12 protein-coding genes and 1 riboswitch are annotated in these 13,703 nt (G+C 74.6%); of the genes, 9 read left to right on the top strand and 3 right to left on the bottom strand.

The features are described from left to right. The first annotated feature begins 5 nt into the window (after positions 1-5). From BJF77_RS11450 to BJF77_RS20580, 5 genes are all read left to right on the top strand, one after another. A complete protein-coding gene (locus tag BJF77_RS11450; RefSeq protein ID WP_255396232.1) occupies positions 6-1,133 on the top strand; it encodes a polyprenyl synthetase family protein in 1,128 nt (375 codons plus the stop codon). Next, positions 1,130-3,616: a phytoene desaturase family protein gene (gene crtI / locus BJF77_RS11455; protein ID WP_075872231.1), complete on the top strand. Its 2,487-nt coding sequence runs from the start codon at positions 1,130-1,132 to the stop codon at positions 3,614-3,616. Before BJF77_RS11450 ends, crtI begins: the two co-directional genes overlap by 4 nt. After that, positions 3,613-3,969 carry a lycopene cyclase domain-containing protein gene (locus BJF77_RS11460; protein WP_047803940.1) on the top strand — a complete coding sequence of 119 codons (357 nt, stop codon included), beginning with the start codon at positions 3,613-3,615 and terminating at the stop codon, positions 3,967-3,969. The genes crtI and BJF77_RS11460 overlap by 4 nt, the downstream gene beginning before the upstream one ends. After that, complete coding sequence (locus tag BJF77_RS11465; RefSeq protein WP_075872232.1) at positions 3,966-5,147, top strand: prenyltransferase; 1,182 nt, start codon at positions 3,966-3,968, stop codon at positions 5,145-5,147. The genes BJF77_RS11460 and BJF77_RS11465 overlap by 4 nt, the downstream gene beginning before the upstream one ends. A gap of 219 nt (positions 5,148-5,366) precedes the next feature. Next, entirely contained in the window at positions 5,367-5,522 is a 156-nt protein-coding gene (locus tag BJF77_RS20580) for a hypothetical protein (RefSeq protein WP_158041252.1), read from the top strand. 65 nt (positions 5,523-5,587) lie between these two features. Here BJF77_RS20580 and BJF77_RS11470 read toward each other — a convergent pair whose 3' ends face one another. From BJF77_RS11470 to BJF77_RS11480, 3 genes are read right to left on the bottom strand one after another with little or no spacing between them, the layout of a single operon-like run. Then, positions 5,588-7,099: a dihydrolipoamide acetyltransferase family protein gene (locus BJF77_RS11470; RefSeq protein WP_139318541.1), complete on the bottom strand. Its 1,512-nt coding sequence runs from the start codon at positions 7,097-7,099 to the stop codon at positions 5,588-5,590. Positions 7,100-7,101: 2 nt separating this feature from the next. Then, a complete protein-coding gene (locus BJF77_RS11475) occupies positions 7,102-8,151 on the bottom strand; it encodes an alpha-ketoacid dehydrogenase subunit beta (protein ID WP_047803937.1) in 1,050 nt (349 codons plus the stop codon). Then, complete coding sequence (locus tag BJF77_RS11480; protein WP_047803936.1) at positions 8,148-9,323, bottom strand: thiamine pyrophosphate-dependent enzyme; 1,176 nt, start codon at positions 9,321-9,323, stop codon at positions 8,148-8,150. The genes BJF77_RS11475 and BJF77_RS11480 overlap by 4 nt, the downstream gene beginning before the upstream one ends. Before the next feature lie 241 nt (positions 9,324-9,564). On the opposite strand from BJF77_RS11480, the gene BJF77_RS11485 reads away from it, so the two are divergent. From BJF77_RS11485 to BJF77_RS11500, 4 genes are all read left to right on the top strand, one after another. Further along, positions 9,565-10,017 (top strand): Lrp/AsnC family transcriptional regulator, encoded by a 453-nt coding sequence (locus BJF77_RS11485; protein WP_047803935.1) that lies wholly within the window; start codon positions 9,565-9,567, stop codon positions 10,015-10,017. 150 nt (positions 10,018-10,167) lie between these two features. Then, a riboswitch (SAM riboswitch) is annotated at positions 10,168-10,300 on the top strand. A 15-nt stretch (positions 10,301-10,315) separates the two neighbouring features. After that, positions 10,316-11,644 (top strand): O-acetylhomoserine aminocarboxypropyltransferase/cysteine synthase family protein, encoded by a 1,329-nt coding sequence (locus BJF77_RS11490; protein ID WP_075872233.1) that lies wholly within the window; start codon positions 10,316-10,318, stop codon positions 11,642-11,644. Between the two features lie 8 nt (positions 11,645-11,652). Then, positions 11,653-12,843, top strand: coding sequence for a cystathionine gamma-synthase (locus BJF77_RS11495; protein ID WP_075872234.1), 1,191 nt, complete (start codon positions 11,653-11,655; stop codon positions 12,841-12,843). Positions 12,844-12,866: 23 nt separating this feature from the next. Beyond that, positions 12,867-13,703: sulfurtransferase (locus BJF77_RS11500; protein ID WP_075872235.1), on the top strand; the 837-nt coding region annotated here is incomplete at its 3' end.

Genomic DNA, 13,703 nt, shown 5'->3' on the forward strand with positions numbered 1-13,703 from the left:
CTGTGGTGGAATGGGGGAATGGTGACGGTCTTCTCGCGCGAATCGGCATTCTCGAGCGCCCGTCCGGGCACCGGGGCAGGCACCGGCCCGGACGCCGCGGGGCCTCCGCGGTCCCGGCCCTGGACCGGTTCCTCACCGAGTCCACCGGCCGCGCCGGCGGCGTGGACCCCGGCTTCGCCCAACTGTGGGAGGAGGTCGCCCGCCTGAGCACCGGGGGCAAGCGGATCCGCCCCCGGCTCGTCCGGCTCGCGGCGGACGCCTATCCCCAGCGGGAGCCCGCCCCCGTGGTCGAGGCCGTGGGGGCCGCCTTCGAACTGCTGCACACCGCGCTGATCGTCCACGACGACGTCATCGACCAGGACGAGCAGCGGCGCCACCAGCCCACCATCAACGCCGCCGCGGCCGCCCGGGCCTCGGCCGCCGGATCCGCCCCGGAGCAGGCCCGGCAGTACGGCGCGAGCGTCGGGGTGATCGCCGGGGACCTCGCCCTGGCCGGGGCGTACCGGCTCGTGGCCCGCTCCGGGCTCTCCCCCGAGCGCCTGCCGCGGCTGCTCGAGCTGCTCGACGAAGCCCTGTTCAGCTCCGCGGCCGGCGAGCTGCTCGACGTCGACCACGCGCTGCCCGGGGCGCGCCCGGAACGGGAGCAGATCCTCGCGGCCACGTGCCTGAAGACCGCGGTCTACTCCTTCGAGACGCCGCTGCAGGCCGGGGGCGTGCTCGGCGGCGCCCCGGAGGAGCACGTCGCGGTGCTCGGCCGGCTCGGACGCACCGTGGGCACCGCCTACCAGCTGGTGGACGACCTGCTCGGCGTCTTCGGTGACCCGGAGGCCACGGGCAAGTCCGCGGTCAGCGACCTGCGGGAGGGCAAGCGCACCATGCTCGTGCTGGCCGCCCAGTGCACGTCCGACGGCGAGGAGCTCGACGCGCTCCTGGGCCGGCCGGACCTGGGTGACGAGGAGGCCGCCCGGGCCCGGGAGCTCATCGAGCGGTGCGGAGCCCGGCAGGAGGTCGAGGACATGGTCGCCGGCTGCGCCGCCGAGGCGCGGGCGCTGCTGGAGGCCGCCGGACTGCCCGAGACCCTCGACCAGGAGCTGCGCCGCATCGTGGGCGGAGCCACGGAGCGCATCCGGTGAGCGCGGCACAGCACGCCGGGTCCCCGGCCGAGGCCGCCGCCCGCTACGACGACGCCGCCCGGCAGGCCGCCGCGACCGTCATCCGCCGGTACTCCACCTCGTTCGGCCTGGCCTGCCGGCTCCTGGGCCCGCAGATCCGCCCCCACGTCTACGCCGTCTACGCCCTCGTGCGCATCGCCGACGAGATCGTCGACGGCGCCAGCGCCGGCGCCGGGGTCCCGGCCGAGGGGGCGCGGGAGCTGCTCGACGACCTCGAGGCCGAGACCTACGCCGCGATCGCGCGCGGGTTCAGCAGCAACCTCGTGGTGCACGCCTTCGCCCGCACGGCCCGCGACGCCGGGATCGGCGCCGACCTCGTCCGCCCGTTCTTCGCGTCGATGCGCGCCGACCTCAGCGAGGACCGGCACAGCCCCGGCTCCCTGGACGAGTACGTCTACGGTTCCGCGGAGGTGGTCGGCCTGATGTGCCTGCAGGTCTTCCTCGCCGGCCGGGAGGTGCCCCCGGACGTGCGCGCGCAGCTCGTCGCCGGGGCCCGCCGCCTGGGCGCCGCGTTCCAGAAGGTGAACTTCCTGCGGGACCTCGCCGAGGACTACGGCGAGCTGGGCCGCGTCTACTTCCCCGGCGTGGAGCCCGGCGCGTTCTCCGAGACCGAGAAGGACCGGCTCCTCGACGACATCGACGCCGACCTCGCCGCCGCCCGGGCGGTGATCGACGACCTGCCCGTGTCCTCCCGCGCCGCCGTCCTCGCCGCCCACGACCTGTTCCGGGAGCTGTCCGTGCGCATCCGTGCCACCCCCGCTCGGGAGCTGCTCAGCTCCCGGATCCGCGTCCCCGACCCGCGCAAGGCCGCGCTCGCCGCGTCCGCGGTCGTCCGGGCGAGGACCCGGCGCCGGGCCCCCGCCCCGCGCGGGCGGCGCGCCGTGGTGGTCGGCGCCGGGATCGCCGGGCTCGCCGCGGCGGGCCTGCTCGCCAAGGACGGCTGGGACGTCACCGTCCTCGAGCGCGGGGCGAGCACCGGCGGGCGGGCCGGGCTGCTGGAGCGGGACGGGTTCCGCTTCGACACCGGGCCCTCCTGGTACCTGATGCCCGAGGTCTTCGACCACTTCTTCCGCCTCATGGGCTCCAGCGCGGCGCAGGAGCTCGACCTCGTGCGCCTCGACCCCGCCTACCGGGTCTACGGCGAGCGCTACGAGCAGCCGATCGACATCCGCTCCGACCTCGAGCACACGGTGGCGCTGTTCGAGTCGGTGGAGCCCGGGGCCGGCGCGCGGATCCGCACCTACCTGGCCTCGGCGAAGCGCACCTACGAGCTGGCCGTGGGCCACTTCCTCTACACCTCCTACGCCGCCTTCACCCCGCTGTTCAACCGGGCGGTCCTGCGGGGGCTGCCGGAGCTCGCCCGCCACCTCTCCGGATCCCTGCACGACTTCGCCGCCGCCACCGTCCGGGACACCCGGCTGCGGCAGGTGCTCGGCTACCCGGCCGTGTTCCTGGCCAGCGCGCCCCGGATGACGCCCTCGCTCTACCACCTCATGAGCTGGATGGACCTCGCCGACTCCGTGCAGTACCCGCGGGGCGGGTTCCGCCGCGTCGTCGAGGCCGCCGAACGGCTCGCCGTCGCCCACGGGGCTCGGATCCGGACCGGGGCCGACGTCGTGCGGATCCGCACCTCCGCGGCCGCGGACGGCCCCGTGCGGGCCACCGGCGTGGTGTGGCGGGACGCGGAGGGGGCCGAGCACGAGCTCGCCGCCGACGTCGTCGTCTCCGCCGCTGACCTGCACCACACGGAGACCGCGCTGCTGCCGCCCGAGCTGCAGAGCTACCCGCAGCGGTACTGGGACCGGCGCCAGACCGGCCCGGGGGCGGTGCTCGTGATGCTCGGGGTGCGGGGGGAGCTGCCCCAGCTGCCGCACCACAGCCTGTTCTTCAGCGAGGACTGGGACACCAACTTCCGGGCCATCTTCGAGGAGCCCACGCGGGTGCCGGACCCCGCGTCCGTCTACGTGTGCAAGCCCTCGGCCACCGACCCCTCGACCGCCCCGGAGGGGCACGAGAACCTGTTCGTCCTGATCCCCGTGCCCGCCGACCCGGGGCTCGGCGCCGGCGGCCCCGACGGCACCGGCGCCGCGCGCGTGGAGGAGGTCGCCGACCGGGTGATCGACCAGGTCGCCGCGTGGGCCGGCGTGCCGGACCTGCGCGCGCGGATCGTGGTGCGCCACACGGTGGGCCCCGAGGACTTCCGGCGGGACTTCAACTCCTGGCGGGGCAACGTGCTGGGCCCCGCCCACGTGCTCAAGCAGTCCGCGTTCTTCCGCGGGGCCAACCGCAGCCGCAAGGTGGCCGGGCTGCACTACTGCGGGGCCTCGACCATTCCCGGCATCGGGCTGCCGATGTGCCTGATCAGCGCGGAGATCCTGCTCAAGGACCTGCGCGGGGACACCTCCACCGGACCGCTGGCAGAACCCCTGGTGCCCCGCGGATGAGCTTTGCGTACCTCGGTTTCCTGCTGCTCAGCCTGGCCGGGATGGTGCTCCTCGACGTGCGGGGCAGGCTGTTCCTCGCCCGGGACCTCCGCCGGGGTCTGCTCGTGCTGGCCGCGGGCCTGGTGTTCTTCCTCGCGTGGGACGTGGCCGGGATCGGCCTCGGGATCTTCCTGCACAGCCGGAGCGCCTACGCGACGGGCTGGATGGTGGCCCCGCAGATCCCGGTCGAGGAGGTCGTGTTCCTGCTGTTTCTCTGCTACCTCACCATGAACCTGGTCCGGCTGACGGAGAAGGCGCTGGCGCGCCGCTCCGCCGCGGCCGCGCCGGTCCGCGAGGAGGCGGACGCCCCGTGACCTACGCCCTCGTCATCCCGGTCTTCCTGGCGCTGGCCCTGGTGCCGGCCACCCTGCTGGTCCGCCGGCCCTCCCCGGCGCCCGCCCCGCGCCGGGCCCTGGCCGTGCTCGGGATCTCCTTCGGGGTCCTGGCGCTGCTGACGGTCGTGTTCGACAACCTCATGATCGCCGCCGGGTTCTTCGACTACGGGGCCGGGCACATCACGGAGCTGCGGATCGGCCTGGTGCCGGTGGAGGACTTCGCGTACCCGCTGGCCGCGCTGCTGCTGCTGCCCTCGCTGTGGTGGGGGCTGGCCGAGCGCGGTCGGCTGACGGCCACCGTGCGCACCCTGGTGGCCACGTCCCGCCCGGTCTCGTGGGTCAACACCGCCTTCCCGTTCGCGGCGGCCTACGTCCTGACCACCGGCCGGGTGGACCTGCCCCTGGTGGCCGGGACCCTGTTCTTCCTGTTCCCCTACAACCTGCTGATGTACGGGATCAACGACGTCTTCGACTACGAGTCCGACCTCCGCAACCCCCGCAAGGGCGGCGTCGAGGGCGCGCTCGTGGACCGCTCCGAGCACCGGATGGTCCTGGTGGGCTCGGTGCTGGCCGCCCTGCCCTTCCTGGCCTACCTGCTCCCCGCCGGCGGGGCCGCGGCGGCAGGGGTGCTCGGGGCGAGTCTCCTCGCGGTCGTGGCCTACAGCCTCAGGGGGCTGCGCTTCAAGGAGGTCCCGTTCCTGGACTCGGCGACCTCCGCCGCCCACTTCGTCTCCCCGGCCGTCTACGGTCTGGTGCTCGCCGGGGCGGACCCGTCGGTGGGCGTGGTGGCCCTGTGCGCGGGGTTCTTCCTGTGGTCGATGGCCTCCCAGGCCTTCGGGGCCGTGCAGGACGTCCGGGCGGACCGGGAGGGCGGGCTGCGCTCGATCGCCACGGTCCTGGGCGCCCGCCCCACCGTGTGGGCCGCCCTGGTGCTCTACCTGGCCGCCGGGCTGCTCCTGCTCCTCGTGCCCTGGCCCGGGCCGCTGGCGTCGCTGCTGGTCCTGCCCTACCTGGCGAACCTCGTGCCGTTCCTGACCATCACGGATGCCGGCTGCGCGCGGGCCAACCGCGGCTGGCGGCGCTTCCTGTGGCTGAACTACCTCACCGGGTTCCTGGTGACGCTGTTGCTGCTGTGGTCCTGGGAACTCGCGCACTGAGCCGTGGGCATCCGCGCCGCTGGGCGAGGGCACAAAAATACTAACCAGTAGTCGTCGGAAAGCATCGCTTTTGCCGATGGGACCGGCGGCCGATACTGGATACACCAGCCCGCCGGCCGTGAGGCAGGACACAGGCGTCCCGTCCTGCCCGCGACCGTCGTCGCCGGTGCGCCCCTGCACGACCACCGCTCCGCGGCCCATCCTCGAGGACCTGCACCCATGACCGTCGAACTCCTGCCGAACCTCGTCCCGGCCCCGCCCCGTCCCCGCCTCCGCGGGACCGCCGCCCTGTCCTGGGGCGCCGTCGTGCTGCGCTGCGCCTGCGGCGCGGCCGAGCCCGACTGCCTGTACTGCTCCGGCCCCGAGAGCGACTGACGGCCGGGGCGGTCCCGGACCGCTGAGCCTGCCGGGCCGGGCCCGAGGGCTCGGCCCGGTTGCTGCTACAGGTCCGCGAGCACCGACATCGGGTTCTCGACCGCGTCGGCCACCATGCGCAAGAAGCCGCCGGCCGCCCCGCCGTCGCACACGCGGTGGTCGAAGGCCAGGGAGAGCTGGGTGACCTTGCGGACGGCCAGCTGCCCGTCGACCACCCACGGCCGGTCGATGATCCGGCCGACCCCGAGGATCGCCACCTCCGGGTGGTTGATGATCGCCGCGGCCCCGTCCGTGCCGAACACCCCGTAGTTGTTGAGGGTGAACGTGGACCCGGACAGCTCCGCCGGGGAGGCCTTGCCGGAGCGGGCCAGCTCGGTGAGCCGGCGCAGCTCGGCGTCGAGACCACGGGCGCTCAGGGCGTGGGCGCCGCGGATGTTGGGCACCACGAGCCCGCGGTCGGTCTGCGCCGCGAAGCCCAGGTTCACGCCCTCGAAGCGCACGATCTCCTGGCTGCCGTCCTCGCGGGTCTCGATGCGGGTGGCGAGCTCGGGATACCGGGCCAGGCCGGCGAGCACGAAGCGGGCGATCAGGGCCATGAGCCCCGGCGCGGTGGCGGGGTCCTGCGCCTTGAGCGCCGCGCGCAGCTCCACCAGCCTCGTGGCGTCCACGTCCACCCAGACGGTGGCCTCGGGGATCTCGGTGCGCGACCGGCTCATCGCCTGCGCGATGACCTTCCGCACCCCCGAGACCGGGACGCGCCCGGCCACGCCCAGGCCGGTGCGCGGGTCCGTCCCGGACGGCGCCCCGTCGGCCGGCTCCGCCGCGAGGGGCTGCGGCGGGGCGGGCGCCGTCGGGGCGGCGGTGGCGGCCACGACGTCCCGGCGGAGGATCAGCCCGCCGGGCCCGGAGCCGCGCACGGTGGAGATGTCGATCCCGCGGTCCTTCGCGAGCTTGCGCACGATCGGGGAGATGACAGTGGGGGCCAGCCGCGGGGCCGAGGCCATCGCGTCGTGGGCGGCCCCGGACGCCGCGGCCTGCCCGGCGGTCTGCTCGGCGAGCTGCTGGGAGCCCGGTCGCCGAGCCGGTCGGCGAGCGGGCCGGAGGCCCCGGCGGGAGCCGCGGCGCGCTTGGGCCGGCGCCGGCGCCGGCCGATCCCGCGGCCGGGGTGCCGTAGCCGATGAGCACGCTGCCGGAGCCCTCGGCGTCGTCGGAGGCCCCGGAGGCCACGGTGCCCGCCTCGGCCGCGGAGCGAGGGTCCGCCCCGGCGCGCTCCTCCTCGCGGTAGGACTGCCCGCCACGGGGTCCGCCGCCTGCGGGGCGGGGGTCCCGGCGGTGTCCCCGGTGTTCACGGAGATCAGCGGCGCGCCCACGTCGAGGGTCTGCCCGGAGGCGCCGTGCAGCTCCTGCACGGTCCCGGCGAAGGGGCAGGGCACCTCCACCGCGGACTTGGCGGTCTCCACCTCGGCGATGGGCTGGTCCACGGCCACGGTGTCGCCCACCTGGACCAGCCAGCTCACGAGCTCGGCCTCGGTGAGTCCCTCGCCGAGATCCGGCAGGGTGAACGTCTTCACGGTCATGGTCAGTCCTCCCACTGCAGGTCGTCCACGGCGTCTAGGATGCGGTCGACGCTGGGCAGGTAGTACTCCTCGAGCTTGGGCGAGGGGTACGGGATGTCGAAGCCGGTCACGCGCCGCACCGGCGCGGCCAGCGAGTGGAAACAGCGCTCCTGCACCCGGGCCACGATCTCGGCGGCCACGGAGGCGAAGCCGGGGGCCTCGGCCACCACGACCACGCGCCCGGTGCGGCGCACCGACGCGGCGACGGTCTCGTCGTCGAACGGGACGATGCTGCGCAGGTCCACGACCTCGAGGGAGCGGCCCTCGGCCTCGGCGGCCGCGGCGGCCGCCAGGGCGGTGGGCACGGACGGCCCGTAGGTGAGGATCGTGGCGTCCTGCCCGGTGCGGGCGACGACGGCGCGGCCCTCCCGGCGCTCCGGGGCCCGGTTCTCGTAGCGGTCCCTCAGCTCGGCCAGGTCCACCGGCGCCTTGGACCAGTAGAGCTTCTTGGGCTCGAAGAACACCACGGGGTCGTCGGAGTCGATCGCCTCGCGGAGCATGAGGTAGGCGTCCTCGACGGTGGCCGGGGTGAAGACCTTCAGCCCCGGGGTGTGGGCGTAGTAGGCCTCGGAGGAGTCGCAGTGGTGCTCCACGCCGCCGATGCCGCCGGCGTAGGGGATGCGGATGACGATCGGCAGGGTCACGGCGCCGCGGGTGCGGTTGTGCATCTTCGCGATGTGCGAGGCGACCTGCTCGAACGCCGGATAGGCGAAGGCGTCGAACTGCATCTCGATCACCGGGCGCATCCGGTTCATCGCCATGCCCACGGCCATCCCGGCGATCCCGGACTCGGCCAGCGGGGTGTCGAAGCAGCGGGTGCGGCCGAAGCGCTGCGTCAGCCCGTCGGTGATCCGGAAGACCCCGCCGAGGGTCCCGACGTCCTCCCCGAAGACGACGACGGCGTCGTCGGCGGCCAGGGCGTCGGCCAGGGCGGTGTTGAGCGCCTGGGCGAAGGTGGCCGGCTTGACGGCCGGGGTCCGCCCGGACGGGGCGGGGGCCTGGAGGGTGCTCACTGTGCGGTCTCCTCTCGGGCGAGCTCGGCGGCGAGGAACTGCTCCTGCTCGTCGAGCTGCGGGGTCTGCTCGGTGTAGACGTGGCGGAAGAGCTCGCGCGGGTCGACCTGCACGTCGGCGTTCATGCCGTCGCGCAGCGCCGCGGCGACGTCCTCGGCGGCGGCGGCGATGCGCTGCTCGGCCGCGTCGTCGAGCAGTCCCTCCCCGGCCAGGTAGGCGCGCATCCGGGTCACGGGGTCCTTGGCGATCCACTCCTGCACCTCCGCGTCGTCGCGGTAGCGGGTCGCGTCGTCGGCGTTGGTGTGCGCCTGCATGCGGTAGGTGTGGGCCTCCACGAGGAGGGGCTCGGACTCCGAGCGCGCCAGGTCCACGGCGCGGCCCAGCGTGGCGAGCAGGGCCACCAGGTCGTTGCCGTCCACCCGCTCCCCGGCCATGCCGTAGCCGACCGCCTTGTGGGCGAGGCTCGGGGCGGCCGACTGCTGGGACAGGGGCACGGAGATCGCGTAGCCGTTGTTCTGCACGAAGAACACGACCGGCAGCTTGAACACGGCGGCGAAGTTGAGGGCCTCGTGGAAGTCGCCCTCGCTCGTGGCGCCGTCGCCGCACATGGCCAGGACCACGGTGTCCTCACCGCGCAGCTTCGCGGCGTGGGCCACGCCCACCGCGTGCAGCAGCTGGGTGGTCAGCGGGGTCGACTGGATGCCGACGTGGTGCTCGTGGGGGTCGTAGCCGCCGTGCCACTCGCCGCGGAAGATCGACATCACGTCCATGGGCCGCACGCCCTTGGTCATCACGGCCACGGTGTCCCGGTAGGTGGGGAACAGCCAGTCGCCCTCCCGCAGGCACAGGGCCGCCGCCACCTGGCAGGCCTCCTGCCCGTGGCTGGAGGGATAGACGGCCATCCGGCCCTGGCGCACCAGCGCGGAGTTCTGGTCGTTGACCCGGCGGCCGACCACCAGCTTCTCGTAGGCGCCCAGCAGCACGTCCCCCGCGGGCAGCGGGTACTCGTGGCCGGGCTCGGTGCCCTGCTCCTCGGCCGGCAGCAGCCGGCCGGTGGGGTCCACCATCCGGATCTCGCCGCGCGCCGGGAGCATGTACTGCTCCGGCGTGATGCCGAAGGTCTGGGAGGCCCGGAGGATCGGGTCCTCGGGGGTCTCGACGGTCTGGCTCATGGTGTCCCCTCGGTCGGTCCCCGGTCCTGGTGCGGACGCGGGGAGGCAGGAAGGCCGCTGAAGTTCTGTCCGCCCAGTATGAGAAGAACCGACGGTTCGTATCCAGCGGTGCGGGAAAGTCCAGAATCCTGCGGGCATCGGTGCTGTCCTCGTGGACGAAATGTTTTACTGTGGCGTGGCGCACACGCATTCGTCCGACACCGCTGCCCGCCCTCCCGTCCCGCCCCGAAGGAGCCCCGCCGTGCCCTCGACCCCCGTCCCGCTGGACGAGACCGACCGGAAGATCCTCGCCGAGCTCTCCCGGGACGCCCGGCAGTCGGTGACCGCGATCGCCGCGGCCGTGCACGTCTCCCGCGCCCACGCCTACGCCCGCATCAACCGGCTGCGCGACGAGGGGGTGATCCTGCGCTTCAGCACCGTGATCGACCCGGTGCGCGCCGGGCTGCAGGCCTCGGCCTATGTGACGCTGAAGCTCCAGCAGAACACCTGGCGGGAGCTGTGCGCGCAGCTGCGGGCCATCCCGGCCGTGCACCACATCGCCCTGGTGGGCGGCAACTTCGACGTCATGCTGCTGGTGCGCGCCGTGGACACGGTGCACCTGCGGCAGGTGATCTTCGAGCACATCCAGCAGCTGCCCGGCGTGGTGGACACCCAGACGTTCCTGATCTTCGAGGACATCGACACCCGGGCGTGACCCGCCGGGGCCCCGGGAGCGCCGGGGCTCACAGAGGGCGCCACCGGGGGCGTCACCGGGGGGCGTCACGAGCGGCGTCACGATCCGTCACGGACGTCATCTTGGGTCGCGGAACGGCGCCGGCCCGCCCCGCGCATAGTGTGGTCCCAGCTTCACGAGACGCGACTGCCAAGCTCCGACTGGGTCGCGCACCAACCCCATGCTCATCGGGTGGTTCGGATGAGGAAGCGGCCTGCATCCCCGCTGCCCCGCAGCGGGTGACCGGTGCGGGTAAGAGCACGTGCACAGGAGCCGCGCCATGTCCCTCCCCGTGACCGATCACGACCTCTCGACCCGGCAGATCCACGCCGGCGCCGACCACGACCCCGGGCAGCGCACCCTCACGGTGCCGATCTACCAGAGCGCCGCCTTCGAGTTCCCGGACTACGAGGCCGCCCGGCAGATGTTCGCCCAGACCCGCGCCGGCTTCACCTACACCCGCACCGGCAACCCCACGGTCGCCGTGCTCGAGCAGCGGATCAGCGACCTCGAGGGCGGGGCGGGCGCCGTGGCCACCGGCTCCGGGCAGTCCGCGGTGGCCGTGGCCCTGCTGGCCCTGCTGGGCCAGGGGGAGGACAAGCACCTGGTCGCCTCCGAGAAGCTCTACGGCGGGACCGTGGACCTGCTCACCGACTCGCTGGCCGACCACGGCGTCGAGGTCGACTTCGTGGACCCCACCGCACCCGGCGCCTGGGCCGCGGCCGTGCGCCCCGACACCCGGGCCTTCCTGCTCGAGTCCATCGGCAACCCGCTGGCCACGCTGCCGGACCTGCCCGGGATCGCCGACGTCGCCCGGGCGGCGCGGGTGCCCGTCGTCGTCGACAACACCCTCGCCTCCCCGGCGCTGTACCGGCCGCTGGAGAAGGGCGCGGACATCGTGGTGCACTCGGCCACCAAGTTCCTCGGCGGCCACGGCAACGCCCTCGCCGGGGCGGTCGTGGACGGCGGGACGTTCGACTGGTCCGCCGAGCCTGCGCGGTGGCCCCAGTTCACCCGCGCCCGCGCCCGCTGGGGCGGGCAGAGCCTGCTCGACAAGTGCGCCGGCGCCAGCCCCTACCTGCACCTGGTCCGGGCCAAGTACGTGCACGACCTCGGCACCACGCTGTCCCCGTTCAACGCCAGCCAGATCCTGCAGGGCACCGAGACCCTCGACCTGCGGGTGGCCCGGCACACGGCCTCGGCGCTGACCGTGGCCGAGTTCCTCGTCGGCCACCCCGCCGTCGCGCGCGTGCACCACCCCGGGCTGCCGGGGGACCCCGGGGCCGGGATCGCGGCCCGGGACTTCCCCCGCGGCACCGGCTCCGTGTTCTCCTTCGACCTCGCCGCCCCGGACGCCGCCGTGGGCCCCTTCATCGACGGGCTGCAACTGTTCAAGCTGGTCGCCAACATCGGCGACACCCGCAGCCTCGTGGCCCACCCGGCCGCGATGACCCACTGCCGGCTCACGCCCGAGCAGCGCCGGGCCGGCGGGATCGCCGAGACCACCGTCCGGCTCTCGATCGGCCTCGAGGCGCCCCAGGACCTCGTGGCCGACCTCGGCCAGGCCCTCGACGCCGTGCTCGAGACCGTTTCGACCCTCCGGAAGTGAGCCCCACCATGAGCCAGACCGTCACCACCCGCCGCCGCGGCTTCACCACCACCGCCGTCCACGCCGGCCAGCAGCCCGACCCCCTGACCGGGGCCGTCATCCCGCCGGTCTACCAGACCTCCACCTTCGCCCAGGACGGGATCAACGTCCTGCGCGCCGGCCACGAGTACAGCCGCGGCTCCAACCCCACCCGCAACGGCTTCGAGGAGCAGCTCGCGGCCCTGGAGCACGGCGAGCGCGCGTTCGCCTTCGCCTCCGGGATCGCCGCCGAGGACGCGCTGCTGCGGGCGGTGCTGCGCCCGGGCGAGCACGTGGTGCTCGGCGCCGACGGCTACGGCGGCACCAACCGGCTGATCACCCGGGTGCTCGCCCCGTGGGGGATCGGCCACACCCCCGTGGAGATCACCGATCTCGACGCCGTCCGCGCCGCGGTCCGCCCCGGGGACACCGCGGTGCTGTGGCTGGAGACGCCCTCCAACCCGCTGCTCGGCATCGCCGACGTCGCGGCCTGGGCGGAGCTGGCCCGGGAGGCGGGCGCGCTGCTCGTGGTGGACAACACCTTCGCCTCCCCGTACCTGCAGAACCCGCTGCTCCTGGGGGCCCACGCCGTGGTGCACTCCACCACCAAGTACATCGGCGGGCACTCCGACGTCCTCGGCGGGGCCGTGGTCGTCGGGACCGCCGCCTGGCGCGGCGCCCCGCTCGCCGAGACGGTCGGCTTTCAGCAGTTCGCCGCAGGCGCCGTGGCCGGGCCCCAGGACAGCTACCTGGCCGCCCGCGGGCTCAAGACCCTGAGCCTGCGCATGGAACGCCACCAGGAGAACGCCCAGCGGATCGCGGAGTGGCTGCTGGAGCGTCCGGAGGTCTCCCAGGTGCTCTACCCCGGGCTGCCCGAGCACCCCGGCCACGCGCTCGCCGCGACGCAGATGCGCGGGTCCGGCGGCATGGTCTCCTTCCGCCTCGCCGGGGGAGAGGCCGCGGCCCGCGCGGTGGCCGAGGGCACCCGGCTGTACTCCCTGTCCGTGAGCCTGGGCGGGGTCGAGTCCCTGATCTGCTATCCGTCCGAGATGACGCACGCCTCGGTCCGGGGCACCCCGCTGGCGGTGCCCACCGACCTCGTGCGGCTGTCGGTGGGGATCGAGGACGTCGAGGACCAGCTGGAGGACCTCGAGCGGGCGCTGGCGGGCGCCGCCTCGTAGCCCGAGGCGCTACCCTGACCCGCATGAGCACCGGCACCCCGCACCAGGAGACGTCCCTCGAGCTGCCCGGGCCCGTGGTGGGCACCGGATGGCTGGCCGCCCACCTCGGCGACCCCCGGCTCGTGCTGGTGGACGCGAGCTCCACGCTCAACCGCACCGACGAGGCCATCCCGGGCGCCCTGCTCCTGGACCTGGACGGGCCGTTCGCCGACCCGTCCGCGGAGCTGCCGCACACCATGCCGCCGGCGGGCCGGCTGACCGCGGCGGCCCGCGCGCTGGGGATCTCCCGGACCAGCAGCGTGGTGGCCTACGACGGCAAGGGCGTCTTCGCCTCCGCGCGGGTGTGGTGGATGCTGCGGGCGGCGGGCTTCGACCGGGTCGCGGTGCTCGACGGCGGGCTGCCGGCCTGGGCCGCCGAGGGGCGGCCGGTGGGCGCGCACGCGGATCCGCCCGCCGAGCCCGGTGACGTCGAGCTCGTGCCGCAGGAGGGGTTCTTCGTGGGCGCCGACGACGTCGCCGGCGCCCTCGCCGAGCCCGGGGCGGTCGTCCTCGACGCCCGCCCCGCCGGCCGGTTCGCGGGCACGGAGCCCGAGCCCCGCCCCGGCCTGCGCCCCGGCCACATGCCCGGGGCGGTCAGCCTGCCGTACACGGAGCTGCTGGGCGCGGACGGGCGGCTGCTGCCGCCGCCCGAGCTGCGGGAGCGGATCGCAGCGGCGGCCCCCGAGGGACGGCGCGTGGTCACCAGCTGCGGCTCGGGGCTCACCGCGTGCGTGCTGGCCCTGGGCGCCACCTCGCGGGCCGCACGGAGGTCCTCCGTCTACGACGGCTCCTGGGCCGAGTGGGGCCGCCCGGCCCGCGGC

Origin of the sequence: Kocuria sp. CNJ-770 (assembly GCF_001942375.1) — a bacterium.
Taxonomy (GTDB): Bacteria; Actinomycetota; Actinomycetes; order Actinomycetales; family Micrococcaceae; genus Kocuria; species Kocuria oceani.

Coding starts and splice junctions, on each gene's coding strand:
- BJF77_RS11470 (WP_139318541.1), bottom strand. CDS start 7,099: ATGACCGTGAAGACGTTCACCCTGCCGGATCTCGGCGAGGGACTCACC.
- BJF77_RS11460 (WP_047803940.1), top strand. CDS start 3,613: ATGAGCTTTGCGTACCTCGGTTTCCTGCTGCTCAGCCTGGCCGGGATG.
- BJF77_RS20580 (WP_158041252.1), top strand. CDS start 5,367: ATGACCGTCGAACTCCTGCCGAACCTCGTCCCGGCCCCGCCCCGTCCC.
- BJF77_RS11495 (WP_075872234.1), top strand. CDS start 11,653: ATGAGCCAGACCGTCACCACCCGCCGCCGCGGCTTCACCACCACCGCC.
- BJF77_RS11490 (WP_075872233.1), top strand. CDS start 10,316: ATGTCCCTCCCCGTGACCGATCACGACCTCTCGACCCGGCAGATCCAC.
- BJF77_RS11480 (WP_047803936.1), bottom strand. CDS start 9,323: ATGAGCCAGACCGTCGAGACCCCCGAGGACCCGATCCTCCGGGCCTCC.